The 26,031-nt window shown below is 52.2% G+C and carries 20 protein-coding genes and 1 pseudogene; 14 read left to right on the forward strand and 7 right to left on the reverse strand.

Annotated features, from left to right (window positions below; translation table 11 throughout):
• The first annotated feature begins 35 nt into the window (after positions 1-35).
• From bcsA to ABKW30_RS07705, 4 genes are read left to right on the forward strand one after another with little or no spacing between them, the layout of a single operon-like run.
• The gene (bcsA, locus tag ABKW30_RS07690) at positions 36-2,216 is read left to right on the forward strand and encodes a UDP-forming cellulose synthase catalytic subunit (RefSeq protein ID WP_348598044.1); all 2,181 of its coding nucleotides are present in this window, start codon (positions 36-38) and stop codon (positions 2,214-2,216) included.
• Positions 2,213-4,573: a cellulose biosynthesis cyclic di-GMP-binding regulatory protein BcsB gene (locus ABKW30_RS07695; RefSeq protein WP_348598046.1), complete on the forward strand. Its 2,361-nt coding sequence runs from the start codon at positions 2,213-2,215 to the stop codon at positions 4,571-4,573. The genes bcsA and ABKW30_RS07695 overlap by 4 nt, the downstream gene beginning before the upstream one ends.
• Positions 4,570-5,619: a glycosyl hydrolase family 8 gene (locus tag ABKW30_RS07700; RefSeq protein ID WP_348598047.1), complete on the forward strand. Its 1,050-nt coding sequence runs from the start codon at positions 4,570-4,572 to the stop codon at positions 5,617-5,619. Before ABKW30_RS07695 ends, ABKW30_RS07700 begins: the two co-directional genes overlap by 4 nt.
• Positions 5,616-7,880: a cellulose synthase gene (locus ABKW30_RS07705; protein ID WP_348598049.1), complete on the forward strand. Its 2,265-nt coding sequence runs from the start codon at positions 5,616-5,618 to the stop codon at positions 7,878-7,880. The genes ABKW30_RS07700 and ABKW30_RS07705 overlap by 4 nt, the downstream gene beginning before the upstream one ends.
• A 450-nt stretch (positions 7,881-8,330) precedes the next feature.
• Here the strand turns inward: ABKW30_RS07705 and ABKW30_RS07710 are convergent, their stop codons facing one another.
• Entirely contained in the window at positions 8,331-9,224 is an 894-nt protein-coding gene (locus tag ABKW30_RS07710) for a LysR substrate-binding domain-containing protein (RefSeq protein ID WP_348598051.1), read from the reverse strand.
• A 105-nt stretch (positions 9,225-9,329) separates the two neighbouring features.
• Between ABKW30_RS07710 and ABKW30_RS07715 the strand changes: the two genes are divergently transcribed.
• The 3 genes and pseudogenes from ABKW30_RS07715 (at position 9,330) to ABKW30_RS07725 (ending at position 11,452) form a co-directional block, all read left to right on the forward strand.
• On the forward strand, positions 9,330-10,196 hold the full coding sequence (locus tag ABKW30_RS07715) for an NmrA/HSCARG family protein (RefSeq protein WP_348598053.1): 867 nt from the start codon (positions 9,330-9,332) through the stop codon (positions 10,194-10,196).
• 43 nt (positions 10,197-10,239) lie between these two features.
• Positions 10,240-10,710 (forward strand): annotated as a pseudogene (locus ABKW30_RS07720) (AtaL-like protein); the annotation flags it as partial.
• 73 nt (positions 10,711-10,783) lie between these two features.
• The gene (locus ABKW30_RS07725) at positions 10,784-11,452 is read left to right on the forward strand and encodes an SDR family oxidoreductase (protein ID WP_348598054.1); all 669 of its coding nucleotides are present in this window, start codon (positions 10,784-10,786) and stop codon (positions 11,450-11,452) included.
• Between the two features lie 629 nt (positions 11,453-12,081).
• Here ABKW30_RS07725 and ABKW30_RS07730 read toward each other — a convergent pair.
• Both ABKW30_RS07730 and ABKW30_RS07735 read right to left on the reverse strand, forming a co-directional pair.
• Positions 12,082-12,507, reverse strand: a complete 426-nt coding sequence (locus ABKW30_RS07730) for a MucR family transcriptional regulator (RefSeq protein ID WP_348598056.1) — start codon at positions 12,505-12,507, stop codon at positions 12,082-12,084.
• Positions 12,508-12,702: 195 nt separating this feature from the next.
• Positions 12,703-13,710 (reverse strand): acyltransferase, encoded by a 1,008-nt coding sequence (locus ABKW30_RS07735; RefSeq protein WP_348598058.1) that lies wholly within the window; start codon positions 13,708-13,710, stop codon positions 12,703-12,705.
• Between the two features lie 541 nt (positions 13,711-14,251).
• Between ABKW30_RS07735 and ABKW30_RS07740 the strand changes: the two genes are divergently transcribed.
• From ABKW30_RS07740 to ABKW30_RS07765, 6 genes are all read left to right on the forward strand, one after another.
• Positions 14,252-15,337, forward strand: a complete 1,086-nt coding sequence (locus ABKW30_RS07740; RefSeq protein WP_348598060.1) for an SDR family oxidoreductase — start codon at positions 14,252-14,254, stop codon at positions 15,335-15,337.
• Positions 15,338-15,407: 70 nt separating this feature from the next.
• Positions 15,408-16,010, forward strand: coding sequence for a dTDP-4-dehydrorhamnose 3,5-epimerase (gene rfbC / locus ABKW30_RS07745; RefSeq protein WP_348598062.1), 603 nt, complete (start codon positions 15,408-15,410; stop codon positions 16,008-16,010).
• Positions 16,007-17,383: an NAD(P)-dependent oxidoreductase gene (locus ABKW30_RS07750; RefSeq protein WP_348598064.1), complete on the forward strand. Its 1,377-nt coding sequence runs from the start codon at positions 16,007-16,009 to the stop codon at positions 17,381-17,383. Before rfbC ends, ABKW30_RS07750 begins: the two co-directional genes overlap by 4 nt.
• A gap of 4 nt (positions 17,384-17,387) precedes the next feature.
• Positions 17,388-18,164, forward strand: a complete 777-nt coding sequence (rfbF, locus tag ABKW30_RS07755) for a glucose-1-phosphate cytidylyltransferase (RefSeq protein ID WP_348598065.1) — start codon at positions 17,388-17,390, stop codon at positions 18,162-18,164.
• A gap of 69 nt (positions 18,165-18,233) precedes the next feature.
• On the forward strand, positions 18,234-19,223 hold the full coding sequence (locus ABKW30_RS07760; protein WP_348598067.1) for a glycosyltransferase family 2 protein: 990 nt from the start codon (positions 18,234-18,236) through the stop codon (positions 19,221-19,223).
• A 91-nt stretch (positions 19,224-19,314) separates the two neighbouring features.
• Positions 19,315-20,763 carry an oligosaccharide flippase family protein gene (locus ABKW30_RS07765; protein WP_348598069.1) on the forward strand — a complete coding sequence of 483 codons (1,449 nt, stop codon included), beginning with the start codon at positions 19,315-19,317 and terminating at the stop codon, positions 20,761-20,763.
• Between the two features lie 40 nt (positions 20,764-20,803).
• Here the strand turns inward: ABKW30_RS07765 and ABKW30_RS07770 are convergent, their stop codons facing one another.
• The 4 genes from ABKW30_RS07770 to ABKW30_RS07785 all read right to left on the reverse strand — a co-directional run bounded on the left by ABKW30_RS07770 (position 20,804) and on the right by ABKW30_RS07785 (position 25,090).
• Entirely contained in the window at positions 20,804-21,652 is an 849-nt protein-coding gene (locus ABKW30_RS07770) for a glycosyltransferase family 25 protein (protein WP_348598071.1), read from the reverse strand.
• A 46-nt stretch (positions 21,653-21,698) separates the two neighbouring features.
• Positions 21,699-22,967 carry an O-antigen ligase gene (locus ABKW30_RS07775; protein WP_348598073.1) on the reverse strand — a complete coding sequence of 423 codons (1,269 nt, stop codon included), beginning with the start codon at positions 22,965-22,967 and terminating at the stop codon, positions 21,699-21,701.
• Between the two features lie 28 nt (positions 22,968-22,995).
• The gene (locus ABKW30_RS07780; RefSeq protein ID WP_348598075.1) at positions 22,996-24,279 is read right to left on the reverse strand and encodes a polysaccharide biosynthesis/export family protein; all 1,284 of its coding nucleotides are present in this window, start codon (positions 24,277-24,279) and stop codon (positions 22,996-22,998) included.
• A gap of 130 nt (positions 24,280-24,409) precedes the next feature.
• A complete protein-coding gene (locus tag ABKW30_RS07785) occupies positions 24,410-25,090 on the reverse strand; it encodes a sugar transferase (RefSeq protein ID WP_348598077.1) in 681 nt (226 codons plus the stop codon).
• A gap of 641 nt (positions 25,091-25,731) precedes the next feature.
• Between ABKW30_RS07785 and ABKW30_RS07790 the strand changes: the two genes are divergently transcribed.
• Complete coding sequence (locus tag ABKW30_RS07790; protein ID WP_348598079.1) at positions 25,732-26,001, forward strand: exopolysaccharide production repressor protein; 270 nt, start codon at positions 25,732-25,734, stop codon at positions 25,999-26,001.
• Positions 26,002-26,031 lie beyond the last annotated feature (30 nt).

Genomic DNA, 26,031 nt, shown 5'->3' on the forward strand with positions numbered 1-26,031 from the left:
TTCGCATCATCTTTGTTTTCTCCGGTCGCTCGCCCATGCGTAAGTTTGTGCTTATCCTTGTGTGGATGCTGATGTCGGCCTGCGTGCTGCTGTTGGTGACGCTGCCGGTGAATCTGCAAACACAGTTGATCGCGGGTGCTACGGTGCTTTTCGTGATGATGGTGTTGAAGACGTTGAATGCCGGTGGCATTTGGCGATTGATCGCATTGGCACTGGGTACCGCAATTGTAATGCGCTATGTTTACTGGCGAACGACCAGCACCTTGCCGCCAGTAAATCAGCTCGAAAACTTTATACCGGGATTTCTGCTGTATTTGGCCGAATTGTACAGTGTCATGATGCTGGCCCTCAGCCTGTTTGTTGTCGCGATGCCACTACCTCAACGCGCGAGTCGACCTGAAACCAAAGGTGTTTTGCCACGGGTGGATGTATTCATCCCGACGTACAACGAGGATATTGACCTGCTGGCTAATACGATGGCAGCGGCAAAGGCGATGGACTATCCCGCCGACAAATTAAGTGTGTGGATATTGGACGATGGTGGCACTGTTCAAAAACGCAATGCCGACAAGATAGTCGAGGCGCATACTGCTGAAAAACGCTACGAAGATCTAAACAAACTCTGCGCTGCGCTGGATGTCAGGTATCTGACCCGCGAAAAGAATCTTCATGCCAAGGCAGGGAATCTCAACAACGGGCTTGAACATTCAACGGGAGAGTTGATAGCGGTTTTTGACGCCGACCACGCTCCTGCACGGGATTTTCTCCTGGAGACTGTGGGGTACTTTGACGAAGACGAAAAGCTCTTCCTCGTCCAGACGCCGCATTTCTTCCTCAACCCCGATCCGCTCGAGCGCAATCTGCGTACTTTCGAACAGATGCCTTCAGAAAATGAGATGTTTTACGGCGTCATCCAGCGCGGCCTCGACAAGTGGAATGCGGCGTTCTTTTGCGGGTCTGCTGCGGTGCTGCGACGTGAGGCTCTGAATGTCACGGGAGGATTTAGCGGCATCAGTATCACTGAGGATTGCGAAACTGCGATCGCCTTGCATTCGCGCGGCTGGAATAGCGTATATGTCGATAAGCCGCTTATCGCTGGACTCCAGCCCGCAACATTCGCGAGCTTCATTGGCCAGCGAAGCCGCTGGGCCCAGGGCATGATGCAAATTCTGCGGTTCCGCTTTCCGTTGTTCAATGGCGGGCTCTCGCTGCCGCAACGCCTTTGTTACCTTTCGTCTACCTTGTTCTGGCTGTTCCCTTTTCCGCGAGCAATATTCCTGATCGCCCCGTTATTCTACCTGTTTTTCGGTCTCGAAATATTCACCGCATCGGGAGGTGAGTTTCTGGCTTACACGCTCATTTACATGGTCGTGAACCTCATGATGCAGAACTATCTTTATGGTGCTTTTCGATGGCCTTGGATTTCCGAGCTATACGAGTATGTTCAGACAATCCATCTCTTGCCAGCAGTTGTTTCGGTGGTGCTCAATCCTCGAAAACCTACATTCAAGGTCACTGCCAAGGATGAGCGAATTGATCGCAGTCGCCTGTCGGAGCTGAGCGCACCGTTCTTTATCATCTTCTTCGTTTTGCTGGTAGGCGTGGTGGTCACAGTCTACCGCATTTATACCGAGCCCTACAAAGCCGATGTGACGCTCGTCGTCGGGGCCTGGAACCTTCTCAATCTCATCTTCGCAGGCTGCGCACTGGGCGTTGTCTCCGAGCGGGGCGACAAACGTCCATCGCGCCGCGTCTCGATCAGTCGCCGCTGCGAGTTTGATGTCGGCGGAAAGTGGATGCCAGGTACCATCGCGGACGCATCTGTAAACGGTATAAAAGTGCAACTTCTGGGTAATCTGACTGACCAGTTATCTGTTGATCTGGTCTCTCATGTCCGCTTCAAGATTTCTTCCACAGGTGAGATGGGAGATCTGCCCATCCAAGTCCGAAATGTCAGGAAACAAGCCGGCGAGACGGCTGTCGGTTGTCTGTTCATGCCTCACGAACCGGATGACCACAGGCTGATCGCCGATCTCATCTTCGCAAATTCATCGCAATGGACGAAATTCCAGCTCGACAGGCGCGGCAATCCGGGGCTGATCAAAGGTACGATCTGGTTTCTTGGCGTCGCCATGTTCCAGACTTTTCGCGGTTTTGCCTATCTCCTTAGGCGGGCAACCGGCAGCGACAAGGGTGAGTGGGAGCGGCCGTTATGAAACGCTTGTTACTTACCTGTCTTTTCGCAACGTGTGCCGTGTATCTGGCTCAGGCGCAAACGTCGCCTTTTGACATGTCGCCCGAAAAGCCTGCGGATAAAACTGTTACGCCGCCGCCATCAGCGCCAATCGAACTTCCGCAACCGTCCGCCCCCGCCAACACGCCGGATTTGCCGCAGTCTGCGTTAACTGCCCGGAACCTGAACCGGCCAATGATACGTTATGTCATACCGCAAGAGGCAATATCCCTGAGCGGAGAAACTTCCGAAAAGTCGTGGGGCGTCTTCGTCACCGAAGACCAGGCTGCTTCAGCGACATTACTGACGCTGACATATCAAAACAGCCTGGTAGTGGCTCCCGAAACATCCTCGCTCACGCTCGTTATCAATAACGCCAAGGTTTTGAGTCAGCCGGTTCAGTCGTCGGAAAATCAAAAGACCGTCACAGTCAAGGTTCCGCCGGGTATTCTGAGGGCTGGCCTCAACACTTTCAAACTTGCTGCCAATTTGCGGCACCGTACTGATTGCTCAGTGCAATCGACATACGAGCTGTGGACGGAGGTTGATCCATCGAAAACTTTCCTGACATTCTCAGGCGAGGCATCACGGAAGTTCAGGAAGATCGATGATATTCGTGCGATCGGCGTAGACAACAAGGGGCGGACATCCTTCAACATAGTGGTTCCGGCGCTTGATCGTATGGCTGCGACCACTCCGATGCTCCATCTCGCCGAAGCCTTGGCAGTGCTTGCCAACATGCCCAACCAATCGGTAAACATATCAACCAGTTTACCTCGTGAACAATTACCTGGCTCGCTCACTGTTCTGCTTGGAACAGATGAGGAGTTCAGTGGCCTTCCACAATATCTTGCTGCCAATACACCGGGCGCTGCATTGGCGGCATTTGTGGATGATCCGGTCACCGGCGGTTCCATACTTCGTATCAGAGGGCAGGATTGGCAAGCAGTCACCAACGCAGTCGCGAGTTTGGTAGATCCGTTGAAGCGGGATATCGCAGTGCCAAGGACCTTTATCAGTTCTCAGACATGGCGTTCGCCGGACATTCCCTTGCTGACCACCGCATCGAAAACCAAACTCAGCGATCTTGGCGTTGGTACGCACAATTTTTCCGGCAGAAGATTACGCACCGAGTTTGCAGTCGGAGTGCCGTCGGATTTCTATGCAGGTGAGTATGGCAAGGCGACTATCCTTCTTGATGCGGCCTATTCCGAAGATGTACGTCCCGGCAGCCAGATCAATATCTATGTTAATGACAATATCGCTGCATCGTTGCCCATTACGACGACAGGCGGAGAAATTCTTCGACATTTTCCTATCGGCTTTACGATGCGCCATTTCCGTCCGGGCGCCAACGTCATTGCAATCGAGGCTGTTCTCAACACCACTTCTGACAATGCCTGCGTTCCCGGCTCAACGACACCAACTACGCGATTTGCGCTTTTCGATACTTCCGAGTTTTCCATACCCTCATTTGCAAGAATTGGAACGGTACCCAATCTGGCCGGGTTAAGCGGCACGAGCTTTCCATATAACCGTTCCGACAGGCCTTTGCCGGTTGTTCTCAACAATGGGGGGGCCAAAAGCTTTTCAGCCGCTGCAACCCTTCTTGCGCGTATGTCGGTGGCAGCCGGACGACCACTCGAGGTTGATGCTCGCGCAACAGCGAACTCGACAGTGAATACGAACGCTCTGTTTATCGGCGCCATTCCGCAGATTCCATCCACCGTTTTGATCCAAACAGGTGTATCGGAGGCTATCCGGACGGCGTGGAGCAATGTTGGGGGAGCTGAACCTGAAGCGGATGCAAGCAATACGCAGGTAGAATTCGATCAGTGGCGCGAGCGGCTGGCTGGTCGGGGCTGGCGTGGTCAGATTTCGTCTTTCGATGATTGGTTGAACCGAACGTTCAATATATCTCTGGAATCGTTTTCGTTTTATGCCGGCACAGACGAAAGCTTTACACCCGAGCCTGGTGCGTCCTTGTTGGTCGCGCAACGTTCCAATCCGGCAGGTGACGGTTTATGGACACTCGTAACGTCGCCCACCGATGATCAACTTTCGGATGGATTGGTTTTACTGACTCGCCAGGACCATTGGTCAAATCTCAAGGGGCATATATTGACCCTCAAAGTCGGGACAGACGTCATGCAGGATGTTCCGGTCGGGGAATTCAGCTTTATACCGACGCAACCATTGTCATTCTCGAATCTTAGACTGATTATTGCAAACTGGCTATCGGCGAATATTCTGTCATTCTCGCTTTTGCTTCTCGTTGTTTCAGGCTTGCTGGGTATTGCGACTTCCCGGCTCCTTTCCAACTTTGGCAGACGTAAATGAGGCAAATATGCATACTGCTGGCTCTGTTTGTCTCGTTGGGGAGCGAAATTGCTATGGCGCAACCCAATGACACCACTCGCATAACCCAAGCTGATTGGGCCGCGTATAAAGCACGTTTTGTCGATGAAGCCGGCCGGATAATCGATGATGCAAATGGAAATATCAGCCATAGTGAAGGTCAGGGATACGGGCTTCTGCTGGCTTACCTGGCCAACAGCAAGGCAGATTTTGATTTAATCTGGTCATTCACCAGAACTGAATTCATCATAAGAGATGACGGACTTGCTGCCTGGAAATGGGAGCCAGGAACAAAGCCTCATATAACGGACATCAATAACGCTTCGGATGGCGATATCCTCATTGCCTACGCCCTGGCGCTCGCAGGATCCGCGTGGGGGCGTGCGGACTTGACGCAAAATGCCGAATTGATGATCCAATCGATTGGCAAGTTCAATGTAATCGATAATCAGGGACGCTTGCTTCTGTTACCCGGTTCATCCGGGTTTTCACAAACTGATCGCGATGACGGACCAGTGATTAATCTGTCCTATTGGGTTTTTGAGGCCTTTCCGCACTTTGCAGCAATCGACAAGACTGTAGACTGGAACAAGCTTTCAGATGCCGGCATTTCGCTTTTGGACGAGTCGGGTGGCGGTGCCGGGACTTTGCCGGCAGATTGGTTGTCTGCGAAGACGCGTTTGAGGCCAGCGAAGGGCTTCAAAGCTGAATTCGGATACAACGGATTGCGCATCCCGCTTTACCTGATGCGTGCGGGATTGACAGACCGCAAAAGGCTCGCTCAACTGCGTCACCTAATGGCTCCAGACGGCACAAATCTTGCGGTTATCGATGTTTCGAACGGTATTGTAACCGAAACTCTTGCTGATCCGGGTTATATCATTATTCCGGCGTTGATTGATTGTGTACTTGAGCGCAAGAAATTACCAGATTCCGTCAAGACGTTCAGCCCGACGCTCTATTACCCATCTACCCTTCATTTGTTGTCTCTGTCATTTGCTCATAGCCAGCACCCGGAGTGCCTATGAAAAAAATCACCATCGTCCTTATCCCAACTATTGTTGCAATTGCCGCTTTTACGGCAATCCAGCAAAACTACTTGCCGCTGTTCAGTGCTGCCAACGGCTCTGCCCGCTTCAGCGCGATAACTAATCGTGCTGCAGAAAAGACGAACGGATCATACGACATCGCACAAACCGGCACCGGTGTGGCCCCGCCCGGTGACAACACTGCAAGTCAGGTCGACGAGACGGCACTTCGTTATTTTGCTCGCCAGGGAGACCAGCGGCGGCTTGAAGCGGAAATCGCCCGTTTGCGGGCCCTTTACCCGAACTGGACGCCACCGGCCGACCCGACAGCCACCGCTCCGGTCGCCGATGTCGCACTGGACGAAATCTGGAAGCTATACTCGGCCGGCAAGCTTTCTGAAGCCCGCAGGGCAATACAGGAAAAGCAAAACAACGATCCGCAATGGAAACCGCCCGCTGATCTGCTGGCCCGCCTGGATTTGGCCGAAGCCAGAGAGAGGCTGGTTAATGCTTCCGAACTTAAACAGTACGATGCGGTAGTTCGTTTGGGTTCCTCGAATACAGCTCTTCTGACGTGCGACGATGTCGATTCACTCTGGCGCGTTGCCGAGGCTTTCGCGCAGACGAACCGCGCTGCTCGAGCAAAAGATGCGTATGCTTACATACTGGACAATTGCACCAAATCCGAAGAACGATTGGCAACGGTCCAGAAAGCGCTGCCTCAGCTTAGCCAGGCTGATCTTGACGAACTTCTCAAACGCGAGAAACAGCGGCCGGATGGAACAGGCGAGTTCGATAGCATACGTGATGATTTGGCTCGTAAAGCCATTGCGGCTGCAGGTGAAGACACCCAGATACTGGTGCCTCAGGCTGATCTGGTTCGAGTGGAGAAACTGGCCCGCGATATTGTTGAGCCGTCCGATCCATTGATTCTCGGCTGGTACTATTTTACACGGGGCGATGCCCAAACTGCGGAAAAATGGTTTAAGCTTTCCCATGATCGCGCCAAGTCAGCATCGTCCTCCCAAGGTCTGGCACTCACGATGATAGCACAATCGCGTTTTGCCGAAGCTGAAAGAGTTATTTATGAGTGGCGTGACAATTCGGACAATGCGCACGCAGTGTATATGGCTGCTGTCGCCAACCTTCTTGCACAAGATCCCCCGGTCCAGATTGCGCCTGTTGTTTTGCAACGAATTGTACCGGAAGTCATGCTGGCAAAGGATGCGAATGCGGCGCAGCAGCTTGGTTGGTATGCTTATCTTCTCAATCAGTTCGAGACTGCATCGGGATGGTTTTCAACAGCGCTTCACTGGAGACCGGATGACGAACCATCCTCCTATGGACTTGTACTGGCTCGTCAGCAAATGGGTGACGTGGCTGAGGTCGCTGCAATTCAAAAGCGATGGAGAGGACGATCAGAGAGAATTGCACGCCTGGGCGAGCCAAACGTCGGGCGCAGCCACCAGCTTGTGCCAATGGCAGAGCGGTTTGGTGAACCAATCAAATCTGAAACACAACCAGCGGAATTGCAAACTACAACAGCAGCATTGCCAAGTACGCATCGGGTTCCTTTAACACCGCCGTCGGTTGCTGACAGGGTTGCGGCAACTATTGCTCGAACTCCAGCATCCGTAGCTTCCGTGACTCCCGGGGGATCGACCTTTCCAAGAGCCCTTGAAGTGGACCGGCGGCAAGTGCCTGCTGCTGTGCACGCAGATGTACCAGCGCGCAGGAGACCACCAGGAAGTTGCGCAACGACTGTGGACCCGCAAACACTCACGCCCGAAAGCGCGCTAGTCCGGGGCTGGTGTTTGATGGACCTAGAGCGCCCCCTGGAAGCGGCGGCTGCATTCGAGCGGGCTGCGCTCAGTAACTCAGAATCAAGTCGCAGCGACGCCGCCTATGGTCAAAGTCTTGCCTATCTGCGAGTGGGACTTTCGGACAAGGCGGCCGTCGCGGCGTCCAAAGCGCGTCAACAACAATCGCGGCAGATCGAATTGCAGATTGCACTCTTGTCTGCAAAAGCGACGGAGGCCTTCAACGCCGGTCGTATGCCGGAAGCCGTACTTGCACTCGATCAACGCGCCAGGATAGCGCCTGAAAGGACAGATTTAATGGTGCTGCGCGGCTATGCCTACATGCGCATGCAACGTTTGTCCGATGCAATGCGTATATTCGAAGCGGTAGCTGCTACCGGCGACAAAGAAGGGCTGAAAGGTATCTCGGCTGTTAATTCAGCCCGCCGCCGCGACTATTAAGACGGAGTGATTGAGCTACAAGGATTTCAGATTTTAGTGCAATGAGTTTTTGATCCAGTCAACATCGCTGAAAACCAGCTTTAAAAAGAAGGTTATGATAGTCCATTGTCTGAAGAAATTATTCTGACTCAAGATCATGAAACTTATAGAATGGAGTTCCCGTAGTGTGCGTCCTTTCAGGAGCGCACAATGCTGCTTCATGCCCATGGCGACCTTGGACAGGTCTTCGTTAAAACTGAGACATATTTGCGGATTTTAACATCGACCAATATGGGAGGAACCGAGGTTGCACGAAGCCCTAGCCGGCCGGAATCTTCGGCAGCATATCCTCAGCGCGATAAAATCGAAGATGTCTTCAATCGGGCCCAGCCGCCGCTGACGACGAAAATCGGCAATTATGCACGGAATGTCTCACCTGCAAGACAATGGCGGTTCGGGCCGACGGGCCTGCTATTTGCCGATATAGGCGGCAAGGTCGTCGGGGCTGCCATTGGGGAAGGCGTGTTTCAGGTACTCCAGGAACGCCGACACGCGGGCGCTGAGAAGTCGTCGCGACGGATAAAGCGCCCATAGGGCGATCTCGGATCCCTCGACATCTCCCCAATGCAGCAGCGTGCCGTCGGCCAGATCGTGGCTTACCAGCGATATCGGCAGACGAGCGGCCCCAACACCTGCCCGAACGGCATCCCTGACCATGATGAGTGACGACAAGGCGAGGAGAGGCTCGATCCTGATCATCGCAGGCCCGCTGGATGTCGTGACCTTCCAGGTCTGCGGATTGGCCGAGCCGCGCACCACGCCGGGGACAGGAGGGCCAGCTTCAGTCGGGCGAGCGAAATCCGGGCTCGCCACGACAACGAGACGATCATGCAGAAAGGCTCGACCGACAAGTCTCTCGTCTGGATCCGGATTGACCCGGATGACCAGATCATACCCTTCCTCGATCATATCTACGGTCCGGTCCTCCGTGGTGATCTCCAGTTTCACGTCCGGATACTTCAGCGCGAAACCGGCAGCAATCTTTCCCATGGCCGTCTGCGACAGGAGGAGAGGGGCGCTGATCCGCAACCTTCCACGCGGCTTTTCCGCCCCTGAGGCGATGCTGACTGCTGTTTCATCCAGTTCCGTCAACAGAGCAGCTGTTCGTTCATAAAGGGCGCGCCCTTCCTGCGTGAGCTTCAGGTTGCGCGCCCCCCGTTCGAACAGACGAAGATCGAGCGAGGCCTCCAGTTGTGCGACCCGCCGGGAGAGGGTGGCCTTGGGACGGCCCGAAGCCCGCGCCGCCTTGCCGAAGCCACCATGACGAGCGACGAGATTAAAATCGGCCAGAGCGAGGAGGTCCATGTTTGTTCCACTTATGAGACGGCGTGTCTAAAATGACGGTCTATTGGATCGATATTGATCCAGTCATATTCGGGGTGTCAAGCAAACAAACCTGGAGACAATCCCATGACCATTCTCGTAACCGGCGCCACAGGCAATGTTGGCAGCCAGGTCATCGAACACCTCGTCAACCGCGGTGCTGATGTCCGCGCTCTGGTTCGCGATCCCTTCAAGGCAAACTTCCCGGCGGGCGTCGCGGTCGTGAAAGGTGACTTTCTCGACGTCGACTCGCTCGGCACCGCCTTCGATGGCGTATCAACCCTCTTCCTGCTGAACGCCGTCGTCCCCGACGAATTCACCCAGGCTTTGGTCGCCCTCAATGTCGCTCGCTCGGCCGGCATTGAACGGATCGTCTATCTGTCGGTGATCCATTCCGATATCTACGTGAACGTGCCGCATTTCGCCGGCAAGTTCGGCGTCGAGCGCATGATCGAGCAGATGGGATTCCACGCAACCATCCTGCACCCGGCCTACTTCATCCAGAATGATCTGATGATCAAGGATGCGATCACCGGCTACGGCGTCTACCCGATGCCCATCGGCGGCAAGGGGCTCGCCATGATCGACGTCCGCGATATTGCGGAGATCGCCGCCCTTGAACTGCTGCGTCGCGAACAGGCTGCACAGCCGCTTCCACTCAACCGCATCAACCTCGTCGGTCCCGAGACTTTGACCGGCACGGATATTGCCGCAATCTGGACCGATGTGCTTGGTCGCTCCATCACCTACGGCGGCGGCGAGACGCAGGCCTTTGAACAGACCCTCAAGCAGTTCATGCCCTCATGGATGGCTTATGACATGCGCATGATGGGCGAACGCTTCCTGACGGACGGAATGCTGCCCGAGGGTGGTGACGTCGAACGACTGACTGCCATGCTCGGCCGTCCGCTCCGCTCCTATCGCAACTTCGCCTCGGACGTCTCTGCCGCCTGACGGCAGGACATACCAACCGAATTCATAAACAAGGACCATCATCGTGATCTATTCGACCGCTACCGTCCCGGTAAATCCGGAAGGTGAAACAAAGCTAACCCGGGAGCAGGCTTGGAAGGGCATGGAGCTGAAGGCGCGCGATGCGCGCCTGTTTCTCCCGCCAGACCTATGCGCGCGCTGTGATGTTGTGGAGGAAAGCGCAACTTATTTCGTGCGTGAAGCCACGATCGCGGGCTCTGACATCAGGGAGATCATTACCCTCGAATCGCAGAGCAAGGTCACTTTCTTTCAGGCAACCGGCCGCCGCCAGGGCACCATCGTCAACGAACTGTTCGAGGACGAGACCGGCGCGCTGCAGCTTCGATTCTATTGCTATCTCGGGTTGCGTGACAAGGAGTCGAACGGTCTCGAGAAGCAGGCAGAGCAGACGCAGTTCGACAGCGACAAGGGCTACAGATCTGCCTTGCTGTCGACGCTGAAGCGGACCCGCGAACTGCTCGCAGAGGGCCGGCTCCGATCACCAATATCAACAACCCCAACAGGGCTGCCTCTCGAGAGGCGCCCTGCCTTTCAAGAGGACAAAAGTCATGACCATGTCCATGAATGAAACAAATCGCGCCGCTACACCGAAGATCCTGGTCCTCGGTGCGACCGGGCCAACCGGCCATCACATCGTTGGCCAGGCTCTGAGCCGCGGCTATGATGTCACCCTATTGCTGCGCTCCCCGGGAAAAGCAACCGATCTAGAAGAAGCAAAGCTTGTTGTCGGGGATGCCCGGGATGAGGAGGTGCTTCGCCAGGCGGTAAAGGGTCGCGATGCAGTCATCAGCGCCCTCGGCACACCCGCAAGTCCGTTTCGTGAAGTCACCGTTCTCTCGACCGCGACCCGAGCCCTCGTCAAAGTGATGCAGGCGGAGCGGGTTTCGCGGCTTGTCAGCATCTCAGGTATCGGCGCTGGCGATAGCAGAGGACACGGCGGTTTTCTGTTCGACAAGCTTATCTTTCCGCTGCTTTTGCGGAAAGTTTATGCTGACAAGGACTGTCAGGAAGCCATCATCAAGGACAGCGGGCTTGACTGGACCATCGTCCGCCCCTCCATTCTCAACAACAAGCCGGGAGGTAAAGCGGTTCGCACGCTGACTGATTTGAGCGGTTTCCATGGCGGCGCGATTTCGCGTGAGGACGTTGCCACATTCGTGTTGGACCAGGTGGTCGGCGATGCCTGGGTGCATCGCTCGCCATTGATAACCTGGTAACAGAGACGCATCTGATGCTCCCTGATAGTTCCAGCATTCCGAGCCGGCGAGGGCTCGGGCGGCTGCAGACTTTATCAAGGTGTTTTTCCATTCGGCTCGAAAACATCCCGGATTCGATATTTGAACAGCATACATTACCGGAAGCCTGGCGCCCTGTCGGCCGTCATGCTGCCATATTCCGTAAGATCGGCCTCAACGAAGCCGCGCTTACGGAATTGTCAACGAGGCCGGTTTTTCGCAATTCCTCGTGCAGCTGTATCGTCAGCATGTTCAGTGCCGCGTTGGAGGCATTATATCCAATGAACCGCTGCGAATAACAGGTCGAACTCGGATCACTATTGAGCGCCAGCGACCAGGCGACTGGCCAGATTTACGATGCGAGCTGCAGGGGCCACCTCCAGCAAAGGCTGCATTGCCTGCGTAACGCCAGTGCACCTGTAAGGTTTACTTCCATTACGTGGCGCACTGCATCGACCGAAGTGTGGCGGCGGCAGCCGCTGTTGCGAGATCGTCAAGTCAATCCAACGGACTGCGCGACCAGATTTTGCGATGCCGGATTTTCGACTGCGGCCCGTGCGCGTTCGTCGTCCCGCGCGGCGATGACAACATGAATGCCTGCATGCGGAGAGTCATTTTTTTTCAGCTCGGTTTGATTTCCCAAGACCGGTGGATTTCGCGACCTTCGAACGAACTGCGGAATAGTTAGGTGCCACCATAGGGTAATCGCCCGGAAGGCTCCATTTGCTGCGGTACTGTTCCGGCGTCATGTTAAATTGAGTCTTGAGATGTCTCCGCAAAGATTTGAATCTCAAGCCGTCTTCCAGGCAGATAATGTAATCGGGCGTAATTGACTTTCGGATATCGATACGCTGGTTGATGGATTGGCGATGAGTTATCGGTTCTTGCTTGATAGTACCTGTCAAGGAAAGAGCACGCTGCACGCTATCGATGACCGTCGGAAGATCAGTAGTTCGAATGGCGTTATTGCTGACATAAGCGGCCACCAGTCCGGCAGTAAGTTCGAGAAGCTTGGCATTTTGCGAATTATCTTCCATCGGCAAACATAGTTCTCCCTTTGGAGACGTCCAATGTCTACAGCCGGAGCAGTGCCTTGGCCGCATTTGAACGAGGCTCGAAGAACAGTGTGGGAGAATAAATTATAATGGCAAGCACATCAAAGGAGCTAAGCCCAACCGTTAGATCCGGTAAGCCCTCACTGTCCATCGGGGTCAGAGCCAAGTGTAGGGTATCTATTTAATCAGTCGACTTGACCAATTATACCTGCGCATTGCCAACACGAACAATACAGTGAGCATAATTGTCTCCATCACTTCCTGTGTTCGATCCATAAACGTAACTGGATGTGACAAGCGGTCGAGCATCCAGATTATCGCCACGTGTAAACAATAGAAACCGAGAGTATACTTGCCTAGCTCGGCGGCCAGTTTCAGAACACCCCGGTTTGCCTTCAGTGTAGAGCAATAAAGAAACACACCGCATGCATACGCGACTGTTCCAAAATAAAAGTTGATGTCGTCCGCAAATCCCCGAATTTCGCTGACAAAGAGGAGATCAGCTTCAGCGAGTTGACAAAGAAGCCCGGTTCCCGCGAGCAATAAACAATGCGCTGGCGATGGCGCAAATTGTTTCCTCTTGAAAAAATATCCTATCGCAATAAAGAAAAATCCGAAAAAAGGCCCGTTGCGGACATCCCAATGCATGTCGGGCAGACCGGGATAGTTTTCAAATTCTCCGTATGAAAGCCCAAGACAATAAAGGACAGCTCCAAATCCGAGAAGCACGGTCTGACTGAAAAAACGCTTGAGTATGATAAATAATGCAAGGCAAAAACCAAGTGATGGCAGAAACCACAAATGAAATCCTGGCCCACCGTTAATTAGCAAATCTTTGAGAAAATACGCACTGAAAAAGACCGTCACCGGAGGCGGGGACAATACGATGTAGAATATCGCCCATACGACGAATAAAGGAAATAATCTCCGGATCTTGCTTGTTAGTTCGTTCCAGAAGCCCTTTGGCTTTTGAGAAAGGAAGAAACCAGATGCAAGAAAGAAGAATGGAACCGCGAAACGGCAGATCACATCGAGGATGGCGCGCCAGGACACCGTACCGGAATCGTGCGTCGGGAATACATGAAGTATTACAACGGCTATAAAAGCAACCCAACGACCAGCGTCAATGCCAGCGTGCCGTGCCGAACTTGTGCTAATCGGAGGAGACGGATTTATCAGCTTCACAGATGTTGCCTTCGGCCGGTGCATATGAAGAAGCTAGAGGGGAACAATGCCCTGTGATTCCAGAAATTGAGAAACTGGTAACAGGAGGCCGTCGCCTACCCGAACTACGTCGTAGGTTTCATGCTCCAGGGCTTTGAGGGCCTCCTCGAAAGTATCGAACGCATCAAATTGCGCGCCCCGTCGGGACTGTCCTATAGAGATCAATACCACTGGCTGCGTTCTCATCAGTATCCCCCGGTTCTTCTGTAGATTTAATTTAATGCGGTTACTCCGCCATTGAAGGTATCAATTGGAGTTAGGAAGCCGTTCGCAGAGCGGGTCGGGATCTGATCCTTGAGTTGTTTTTGGTCATAAAACAGCTCCGTTCCATCCAGGATGTCGATGACCTACGCCTTAGTAGGTAAAATCTAACTCCATGTATTGAATGTCTAAACGTCAGCAATCATCGTACATTTTTTTCACAATCTATTTGCCGACACAAACAATGGCCGATTGGGGGAAGATGAAAAGTCTTCGCTGGTGAATCACGGGGAACAAAGCTATGAAAATTCTTATCACTGGCAACATGGGTTACGTCGGACCCGTTGTGGCAAAGCGTCTGCGCCGTGTCTTTCCGCATGCCAGATTGGTAGGAGTAGACAGTGGTCTGTTTGCCCATTGCCTGACGGACAGTGTTTTTCCCGAAACCGTCCTGGATGAGCAAATCTTTGCTGATGTCCGGGACTTGGAAAGCGATGTTTTCAAGGGTGTCGATGTCGTCATCCACCTTGCAGCAGTGTCGAATGATCCGATGGGCTCCCGTTTTGAGCAGGTCACTGAAGAGATCAATCAAAATGCAACGATTCGCGTGGCTCGGCTCGCCGCGGAAAATGATGTGAAGCGTTTTATTTTTGCGTCCAGTTGCTCGATGTACGGATATGCTGAAGGTGGCGCTCGCACTGAGACGGATGAGCTGAACCCGCTCACCGCATATGCTCGATCGAAAGTGGGAGCAGAGATCGGATTGCAGACGGTCAGCGCCCACGGCAATATGGTCATTACTGCACTGCGGTTTGCGACCGCTTGCGGTTTTTCAGGCCGCACACGCCTCGACCTTGTACTCAATGACTTCGTGGCATCAGCGCTTAATGCAGGACGCATATCCGTTTTGAGCGACGGAACGCCATGGCGGCCATTGATCCATGTTGAAGACATGGCCCGCGCTGTTGAGTGGGCTATAGTCCGTTCACCGGATCATGGTCGATTTCTGGCGATCAATGCGGGCTCGGAAGAATGGAACTATCAAGTACATGAACTGGCCGAGGCTGTGCAGCAGTCAATGCCTGGCGTGGATGTCCACATCAATAAAAATGCACAGCCGGACAAACGCTCGTATCGCGTGGATTTTTCACTCTACAGAGATCTGGCACCGGACCATCAGCCTCGGATCATGCTCAAGGAAGCCATTGAAAATCTCCGTGACGGGCTGACTGCGGCGAGCTTTGACAGTCCGCCTGACCGTCCTGCTTCTTTGGTTCGATTTAACGTGCTTGGAATGCATCTGGAGCAAGGCCGGCTCAGCCCGGACCTGCGCTGGACCACTACCTTGACTCCCAATAAACCGGAAATTTCCGTTGCTGCCGAGTAGACCTTACGCATCGAACCCTGAAAATAAACCCGCATAGCTGGTTTGGCCCGCTGATGGCACAGGAGCAGAAATGATATTTCAAGACACGGGACTGGTCGGCTCATGGCTTATTGACCTTGAAAAGAAAGGTGACGAACGCGGATTTTTTGCGAGATTCTTTTGTGAAGACGAGTTTTCGAACAAGGGGCTGGAAACAGACTTCGTCCAGATAAACACATCCCTGAGCGTTGACGCCGGTACGTTGCGCGGCATGCACTATCAGCTTTCACCATCAGCGGAGGTGAAAGTGGTGCGCTGTATCAAAGGTGCGCTGTGGGACTGCATTATCGATCTGCGTCCTCACTCACCAACCTTTCGGAAATGGTACGGCGCTGAACTGAGCGAAGAAAATCGCACAATGCTGTATGTCCCACGTGGTTTTGCTCACGGCTTTATTACCCTGAGGGCCAATACCGAAGCATTGTACCTGGTCAGCAATCGCTATGCGCCGGCCGCAGAACGCGGGCTTCGATGGAATGACCCTGTATTTTCAATTGAATGGCCGCGGACACCTGTCGAAGTATCGGTGAAGGATCGATCCTGGCCTGATTTTGATCCAGTGTTTCACGGCACAGACGTTTTCCGGTCCGAGACACTCAACAATTCGTCCATGCCCACCGGAGTATCAGCATGATCATTGTCGACAGAGCCATCAAGGCGCGTTTAGCTACCGGGCGTCCGGTAATAGTGGGAATGTACGGCATAGGATTCATGGGCCGGGGCCTGTTGATCAACGTCGAGCGCTATATGCCGGTCCTTCGTGTTGCTGCCATTTGCAACAGGAATGTCGCACGCGCCGTCGATGCGTTCGTCGCCGCTGGCATCGACCGTGAAGACGTTATTGTTGTGTCAGGTCAGGCGTCGTTCTCTACCGCGTTGGAACAAGGCAAACGCATCGTCACGGACGATCCTCTCCTGATAGCAAGGTCTCCCCAAATCGACATTGTCCTGGAAGCAACCGGACATGTTGAATACGGCGCAACCGTTACGATCGAATGCATCGCAAACAAGAAGGATGTTGTTTCTCTCAATGTAGAACTCGATGCAACCGTAGGGCCTTTGCTGCGCGTCAAAGCCGAAGAGGCCGGGGTAATATTCACCGGCGCGGATGGTGATCAACCTGGCGTGACAATGAACTTGGTTCGCCACGTCGAAGCCATGGGCTTGCGGCCCCTGGTTTGCGGAAATATCAAAGGCCTTCAGGACCGATTTCGCAATCCGACAACTCAAGAGTCCTTCGCCAGGCAATGGAACCAGACTCCCAGCATGGTTGCCAGCTTCGCCGACGGCACAAAGATGACCGCCGAACAAACTATCGTTGCCAATGCCCTTGGTCTGAAGGTTCCGCAAAGAGGAATGATCGGGCGGGAACACCTTGGCCACGTCGATGATCTGGTAGATTTCTATGATGTCGAAAGACTGCGTGAGCTTGGAGGAATTGTCGACTACGTCGTGGGTACCCGGCCCAGTCCTGGAATTTATGTTTTGGCAGAGGCTCGCGATGACAATCAAGCTTTCTTCCTCAATCTTGGCAAACTGGGAAAAGGGCCACTGTACAGTTTCTACACGGCCTGGCACATGACCGTATTGGAATTTGGCATATCAATCGCCCGTGTAGCACTTTGCCGTGATGTCATTATCGGAACGACTGACGCGCCATCAATGGACGTCATAACGATGGCCAAACGTCCACTGAAGAAAGGGGAGACGATCGATGGTATGGGGGGATACCTCACCTATGGCACGGGCGAAAACTACGAAGTCGGCAGGCAGGAACGGCTCTTGCCCATGGGGCTTGCAGAAAACTGCCGTTTAAAGCGCGATATCGACGTTGATGAGGCGCTTACCTATGACGATGTCGAACTACCCGACAGCACCGTCGTTCATGCTCTGCGCCGGGAACAAGATGCGCTTTTCCCTCTGACCTTTCCAGCTCTGCAGCCTTCCCGGCCAGGTTCTCCAGACAATTTACCCGACCAATCGACCGAGTCACTTGAAAGAGTATAGCCCCATGAAAGTTGTCATTTTTGCAGGCGGTTTTGGTACCAGGTTGACTGAAGAAACAACGGCGCGTCCGAAACCAATGGTCGAAGTGGGCGGGCGTCCGATCATTTGGCACATCATGAAGATTTACGCGCATTATGGATTTACGGATTTTGTTGTTCTTGCCGGCTATAAAGCCGAAGTAATCAAATCCTACTTTCTTGATTACTTCATGCTCAACAGTGATTTCACCGTAGATCTTGCGTCCGGTAACGTCAGCTGGAATCAGAAAGAAGCAGAGAACTGGACGGTTACCGTTCTCGATACAGGCTTGGATACAATGACAGGCGGCCGGTTGAAGCGCGCCCGTAAAGTCATCGGCAACGAGCGGTTCCTGCTAACCTATGGCGACGGCGTTTCCAATACCGATATACCGGAATCGATACGTACGCACGAACAGGGTGGTAACTGGGTCACGCTGACAGCTGTGACACAGCCGGGAAGGTATGGGGCCCTTGGCCTGTCGGATGATTCAGCAAAGGTCCGTGCATTTCGTGAAAAGGTGGCCGGAGACGGTGGCTTGATAAACGGGGGGTTTTTTGTGTGTGAGCCAGAAGTGTTCGACCTTATTGATGGTGATGAAACCGTTTGGGAAGAACAGCCTATGGAGCGGGTGATCGAGCGTGGAAAGCTGGGGTCGCATTGGCATCAAGGCTACTGGCAAAGTATGGACTCGCTGCGTGACAAGTCAGTGCTGGAGAAGTCTTGGGCGGATGGCAGTGCACCATGGAAAATTTGGGCCTGAGGGATAAATACATCGGTTTTCAGATGCCCAGATAAACCAACCTTGTGAATCTGATCGGTAGGAATGCATATGAAAAAGACGCCGCTGGTAGCAGTCGTTACACCAACTTACAACGGTTCCCGCTACCTGGCTGACACCTTGGCGTCCGTGCAGGAGCAGACATGGCCCAATCTGGTTCATGTTGTTCTGGACAATAACAGCAGCGATGGTACCGCGGCTATCGTTGAAAGCTTCACAGGCGGGAAAGTCCCTGTCTTGTATTCACGCAATGAAACTACGCTGCCACAACGGGAAAACTGGAATAGGGCGTTTTCGCTGGTTCCCAAGGATTGTGAGTACGTTCGGCTCCTGTGCGACGACGATACAATCTACCCCAATTCTATCGAGAAAATGGCTGAGCTTGCCGAACGGGATGACAATATCGGAGTCGTGGGTAGCTACGATGACGGGCATCTTAAAGATTTTCGCTGGCCCGCTCAGCGTGAAGTCTTTGACGGTCAAGAAGCCCTGGCAAGGGCACTGACAGGACAGGGAGTGATTATGCCGATTCAGATGATGTGGCGTCGTAGTATTGTCGAACAGCGGACACCACTTTTTGACCATTCCATTGCAGGCGGCGCATTTGATATGGACACAGTATTCGACCTGTTGACGCGTTCGAAATTCGGATTCGTGCACGAGAGCCTTGGTTTTACGCGCGCCCATCCAAATTCGGTTTCTAACCTTGTCTATGGCCCCGGGACTCACTCCAACACCAGAGACCATTTTGATCTTTTACTAAAATACGGTCAGAGGGCGCTGTCAGGACGTTATCAGGAGACACTTGTGCATTTTCGACGCATCTATGTGCGGCAGATCCTGTTGTGGTGGTGGAAGGATGCAGGAGCGACGGATATCAAAAACCACGTTTCAGCATTAGAGCGCGGAGGTTTTGCTTTTGGCCCACTGCTGGTCCTTGATGCTTGCGTGGACTGGCTTCTGCGCAAGCTCAGTTTACGAACTCATCACCAGGGTGGGTTCGTCCCGCCACATACAATTACCGGCAAGCCCAATTCATAATGTGGGAGCAAATGGACGTTGGCAATTTTCGGGAAAATACGAGCCACTACCTAACGAAAGTCCGAAATCCGGACTTCAGGATTGAGGGACGATGACTGAGGTTACTATCGGCAAGTCTCTACACAACAGCATGGTGTGGAACGCTTTGAACATGCTGACCACCCAGATAGCCGGATTCCTGATTTTCCTGATTATTGCCGGCAGAATCTCCCCGGAAATATTCGGCCTCGTAGCACTTTCCGCAGTTTTGGCAGATATTCTCATGAATGAGGGGCGGACGGCTGGCATGGATGCAATCATTCAGCAGAATGATTTCCAGCCAAGAAGTCTAAACTCCGCGTTCTATAGTTTGACGGCAGTCTCTGTCGTGTTTGCGCTGGCCTTGGTCATCCTTGCGCCTTACGTCGCCAACTGGCAGGGCAAGCCCCTGGTTGCACAATTTATGCCCGTTTTTGGAATTTTGGTACTTTTTGTTCCATGGCTGTCTGTGATGGATGCCCTGATCATGAGAAATCTTGACTTCAAGATCATGACACAGCGTAATATTGCCAGCACGATCGTGGGGGGCGGGGCAGGTATTGCCTTTGCATTTTCCGATTGGGCAATATGGGCGCTCATCATCCAGCGCAGTGTTTCGACAGCCGTTACGGTCGCTTTTGAATTCAGTTATACCCGCTGGCATCCGGGCTTGTCGGCCGACAGGAACACCGCCGTAGCAATAGCAAAGCGGTTTTTTCCGCTCTGGGCGATTGGAGCGTTCAATCTGCTGTTGCACAGGATAGCGACTTTTGTTTTCGGGTTGCGTTATAGCGCGCATGTCCTTGGTTTGTTGCGTGCTGCGGATCGAATAAACGAGTCAATCCAGGCACCTTTGATCAGCCCGCTCTACTCTCTTTGGCTGCCGCTTATGACGCGTGTGCGCGGGGATAAGGCGAAGGAACGCGAAATATATGTTGCAATAGTCAGGACAGCCGCTTTTTTTGCGATGCCGGCGTTTGCGGGCTTGTTCGTTGTGGCGAACGACATAGTGGACCTCATCTTGCCCGAACGATATTCTGATGTAGCATCGCTGATGCGGGCGCTGTCGATTGTTTCACTGTCTATTCCGTTCGTATGGTTCAATACGTTGGCCATGAATGCATTGGACATGAACAGGACCTCTTTAATTTTTAGTGTTTGTTCCGTTTCTGCCTGCATTATCGCTCTTTTGTTGTCCGGTGGCGTTTCTCCGGAAGAAGCAATCCTCTGGACTTCAGCACCAGCCTTTGTAATCGGAATTGCCGGTAATATAATTATTCATCGTCGGCTGGCACTTTCGCATTGGGAAGCTTACGCAGGGTTGTTGCCGGCCATAATTGCTGCTGGAATCATGGCCATTGCAACGATCTTCATTCGCATGGAACTGGGCCAGTTTCATCCAGCACTAAGGTTGACAGCCTGCGTATCTATCGGAGGAGCAATCTATTTCGGCTGGCTGGCCCTTTTCAACAGACGATGGCTTGTGGAGCGCATTGATCTTTTGCGAGGTCGATCTGCGTAATTCCCTGGAGGTCAGAACGTTCGCACTTGAAACAAATACCCTAAACGCGGTCGAGAGATTCGGAGATCGATTCCTCGTTTCCATAAATTCGTTGCATCAGTGCTTTGTCGAACGCCTTCAGCTTCCTGTCCGAGTAGCGTCGAAATAACTTGTCAGATATCCGCGACACCGCGAGACCGACTTTTTGACGCCGTGTGAACGACTTTTCAAGCCTGGAATTTTCGCTGGCAATCACTTCCCGATTGTTCGCACCGTGAATGGTCGTGCTGTAACCAAGCTCCATGACAGGAAATGGGTAGAGAAAAGTGATCGGTAATCGAGTACACCAAAACCTGTCGATCAGATCGTCAATCGGCCGATTAAGAGCGTTCAGCGACAACAGATGATTCAACAACTGTGCAGCGCCGGTTCTCGATAGAACATAGGCTTGAGTCCCGAGTAACGGCCATGAGCCACGATAGAAAGTATATCTGCCGACGCTGCTTATGTATCGGGAGGGTACGAAATACCGAGCGTAGAGTTTGAGGTAATGAAGATCTAGTTGCTTCATCACCTCAGCCAACCCGGCAATATTGAAAAACGGGTCGAACTGGACATCGTCTTCCATGATCAATACATTTTGCAAATCACTGTCCAGAAACTTTCCAAGCATTGCAATATGGCTTGCAGCACAGCTTATCTCGCCCTTCGAAAGGACAGAGTGGCGAGCTCGGAAAGCTATATCGGCCTCATAGGGAATAGGAAGTCTGTCTGCAGCCAACGGCTCGAAGAATTCCCAGTGACGATAGCCCATTTTGGAAAACATGGCGGTGATGGTCTCACGCCGCTCCGTTGAATTTTTCAAGGAGAGAACATAAACGCCAATTTCAGCGAGTGTATCAACAACCATTTTGCTCTCTTCAGTAAAAAAGTTCAAAGCTATGCACGCAGAAAATTCACAGCTGCGGATATGGCAGTTCACGATGATAGGGGAACGTGGTGGAATAAACCGGATTGTCCGCATGGCGTTTTATAGCGATTTGGCCGGCAAGGTAATAAAGCAGGAATGATCCAATTGTGTAAGGCTGCATAAAATCGATTTCGAAAAACGATCTAATGAGCAACAGAATGGATACACCAAACAAAAGATGTGCGCTGTGCGCGCGGGGATAAATCAGCAGCCGGCGAAGATTGCCGAAAACCACAACCGCCAGAATTGTTCCAATCAGGACAAGGCCAACGTACCCGAGCTCCACGAGCACCTCGATATAGGTATTATGAAAATGAAATCCGCTGCGATTGGCGATATAAAATTCATCCCATAGTCGTTCAGCTTCAGAAAAACCCTGCACCCAGTATGCTTGATATCCTATTCCCAGTAGTGGAGAGGTTTGAAAGGCCCTCAACCCCTCTTGCCAGAGATAAGTGCGACCGGTGAGCGTCGTGTCCTTGCCAAATGCTCCGAGGATTACATCAAGGACGCCGCTGTTCAATGCGATGCCAGCACCCGCTATGGCGACAATCAACAATACAGAAAAAAAGACCTTCCTGTAACGCGGGGGAAACAAAAGACTGAAACCGAGCGTCAAGCTGATAACGATTGTGGCGGCGGTTGCGATAATGGAGGTTGCCGAACTGGAATACAGCAGGCAGTAGACTGCCAGCGTGCCGCCGATAAGAGAAATTATTCTCCATTTCCGTGAAGCCCGCATGATAAAAAAACTGCCAAAAGCAAAATAGACGCCAAGCGAGGCAAAAAACCCGAGCTGGTTTTTGGACGAGAAAGCTCCGACAAAATCATAAGTACCATCCAGTTCATCATACTGAAATTCGCCGAAAGCCAGCGAGTAGAGCAGTACTGTAGCAACACCGATTGTCATGCCGCGCATGAAGCTGGATGTGCTGACCGTTCGGGAAGCAATCAGGGCACATATGATTGTCGTGCCATATTGGATGCCCGCGCGAATGGTGACGGAAGGTGCAGCTGACCAGGCAAACGACAAGATTGCCAATATGACGAAGGAAAATATCCAGTAAAACCTTGTGTAGTTCCCCAATACTCTGCGGTAATCCAGAAAAACCAATGGCAGCCATAACGCGTAGAAGACCAGAATGGAGAGAAACCCGAAGACTATGGAATACGCAAACACGAAAACCGACGCTGCGATTGCCGCACTGGCATAATGCTCATTACGCTCGGGATCTATAAAAGTGGACTTACGCATAATATTATCTCGGGGGCACAACCGCTGATTATGCAGGGTTTCGTGAAACAGCAACTTTTACCATATCACCTGGCATGAGCAGCGTATCTTCTTTAGCCGCAGTTTCCGTAACCTTGCCGTCCTTGGCGCGCACAATCGTATAGTTCAGTAAAGGAGCCACCATGCCGGTTGCTACGGCAGACTCCGGCGCATTGACCAGTGCTTCAGCCATGAGCTTTTTATACATGACCAGTTTCAGGTTATTTTCATCAAGTGCAGCTTGAGTAGTGCGATTTTCAACCGTCAGGGCCGCTTTGCGCGTGTTGGCGAGATCAGAAGCATCACGCGTGGCTTTGTTGACTTCCTGTTTTGCTCTCAAGGAGGCTGTATCGAGATCAAGAAGCTTTCCTTCCATATCTGCTACCGTCGTTTTCAAGTCCATGACCCTGGAATTGACCACAAGCCCCTTGTCAGCCAAGCCACCAATGCTTCGCAATTCGTCTTTCGCCAGGCCTAGTTGCCTGTTTTGTACAACCATTTTTTTCTCGAGCGAGATAATTTCAGCTTCGTACAGAGCTTTCAGTTCCTGCAAGGCGCTTAATTGCAGATCCACCCCGTTCTGTTTGGACACCATGATTTCTTTTTCAGCGGAAATCAGAGCAGCAGATTGCGGATCTTTCGCGATCTCGGCCGGCATGGTGATTTCCGGTTGATTTTGTAGTTCCGCCTGAATGCGGGCGAGCGCCGCGATCAATCGATTCCGCTCGGCGATTAAAACGGCATAGCTCCCTTCCGCATTGAAAAAGTCGCGCTCAAAACGCTGCCCCTCATCCACCGATCGGCGCACGCCACCCGCCAGGCTAACAGCTTTCAATACCGTCATATCGGGTTCAAAGATGTACTTCCCGGGTAGCTGCACCAGCCCGGACACATACACAGGACGAAACTCGACAATCTCGACAGATGTTTCGGGCAGATCGACCAAACCGAGTTTCTGCTGCAACGATCGACTGATGGCGTCAGCAGCATCCTTGGGCGTTTTGCCGGACACTGGAATAGATCCAGCAAACGGAAGGGTTAGGTTTCCCGAAGAAGTAACCGTATAGGTGGATGTAATTGTAGGCCATTCGCGAAAAGTTCCCTCGGCCGTCTGCCATTGAACGACCTTCACCGATACCTTGTCCAAAGCACCAAGTGAATAATCCGATGCGTGTGCAAGCCCTGTACAGCTACAAACAAGTGCAATGCCCAGGCCGCAAACAGCGCCTTCCAGACGGCGCCATGAGTTTTGGAGCAGGGGCTCAATTCTCCTTGCTATCAGTTCGGTTAACACGAATTCACCTCCAAAATTGCTGCGTATTGATTTTTATAAGTTGACGCAGACAATGCTGTTGTCCGTTAAATTAGCCATCCCGTCGTGATTTCATTGAGCCACAACGCGAAGGCGCTATTTCACAGCGGCACTAATACGACCCCTTGGCGGTGTACACGGCCGGTATAGTCTTTAGAATGATGGCCACGTCGCCGATGAAGGACCAGTTCTCGACATATCCTTTGTCAAAGGCGACGCGTTTGTCGTAAGAAACATCGCTTCGGCCGCTGATTTGCCAGACTCCGGTCAGACCAGGACGTGATCGCAAATAAAAGGCGGCAGAAGTCCCGTAGTACTCGAGTTCCTCAAACACGATGGGCCGCGGCCCGACAATACTCATCTGCCCGGAAATAATGTTGATGAGCTGAGGGAGTTCGTCCAGGCTCAGCTTGCGTATTACCGCACCGACGTTCGTAACCCTTGGATCACACTGAAGTTTTCGATTGGCATGCCATTCTGCTGATGCTGCAGGGTTCCGGGCAAGATAGGATTCAAGCACGATTTGTGCGTCGGTTCTCATCGTTCGAAACTTCAGACACTTGAATGTCTTTCCTCCTCGACCCACGCGGGTATGGCCATAAAATATGGGACCACCATCACTTGATTTTACCAAGAGCGCCAGCATCACAAAGAGAGGAGAAAGCAATACCAAGCCAGTAATGCCCGCGGTAATATCGAATATCCTTTTGATATACCCGCCGACTGCGGCACTTTCTGAGATGTCTGCATCATCGAAGAACGGAGAACCGGCCAACTTTACCGAAGGCTTCATTTTATGCTCCAAATCAGTCTGTAAAACTAATGAAACGTTAACAGAAAAGCTGCGCGTTGCAACGCACACAAAACCAGCTAAAAGGAATTAAGCTTGACTGATCTGGGATAAAACCAAGGATACTAAAACAAAACAAAAAATACGCATAAATAAAACCTCATCATTTCATCGTATAAGTTCGATATTTGCTGTACATCTACTATTCCCAAATGGAGATTTTCTGGTAAAATTAAGAAATTGAGCTTATTTAAGTCCGGATCAATATCATTGTAGTCTTCTATGATAGATCGGTAACTAGCTATAATTTGTAAGTTTTTATCGAACTATATTAAGTCGTTTTCCTTTTCACCCGCTCAAAGATCATTGCATCGCTTACATGGAAACGACGCTAGTCAATTCGATTTAAATGATCGATTTTCCACAGACAGCTCGCAGATGTTGCTTTCCTGACACAGGCTGAATGCACCTACGCAGCCTGCCAATCCGTCCGCTACGCCTTGTGCAGCTCGCTTTAATTCAATAGTATGTCTTTTTCTATCTTAACCCGATTTTACGAAAGCAATGCTTAAGTGCTGCGGTGTTTTTCGGTTCAATTTTCTCTTGCTGAAATTTGACCGATCATAGGCTAAGGGAGCAGGCCAATGAAGTTGCCACGATTTCTGATCGGTTTCATTGCGGTCCTCCTTTTGTTCGGAACCGTGACGTATGTCTTCAGCCAGAACTTATGGACCACTTTTGTTCAAACTCTCATCTGTGCGTTTGTCATTCAGATAGGGTACTTCCTGATTGTACTAGCGATGGTGAAGGTCAGGCAGCGCCAATATTCTTCGCAACCGAATGTGGAAGAAGAAAATGGCTCAGGGAAATCGCAACCAGCCCTTCATGCCCCTCGCTTGAAGCATACCCGCTGATGTGGCCTGATAATGAGGTAATCAACGGAG

The organism is Phyllobacterium sp. SB3 (assembly GCF_040009165.1).
Taxonomy (GTDB): Bacteria; Pseudomonadota; Alphaproteobacteria; order Rhizobiales; family Rhizobiaceae; genus Phyllobacterium.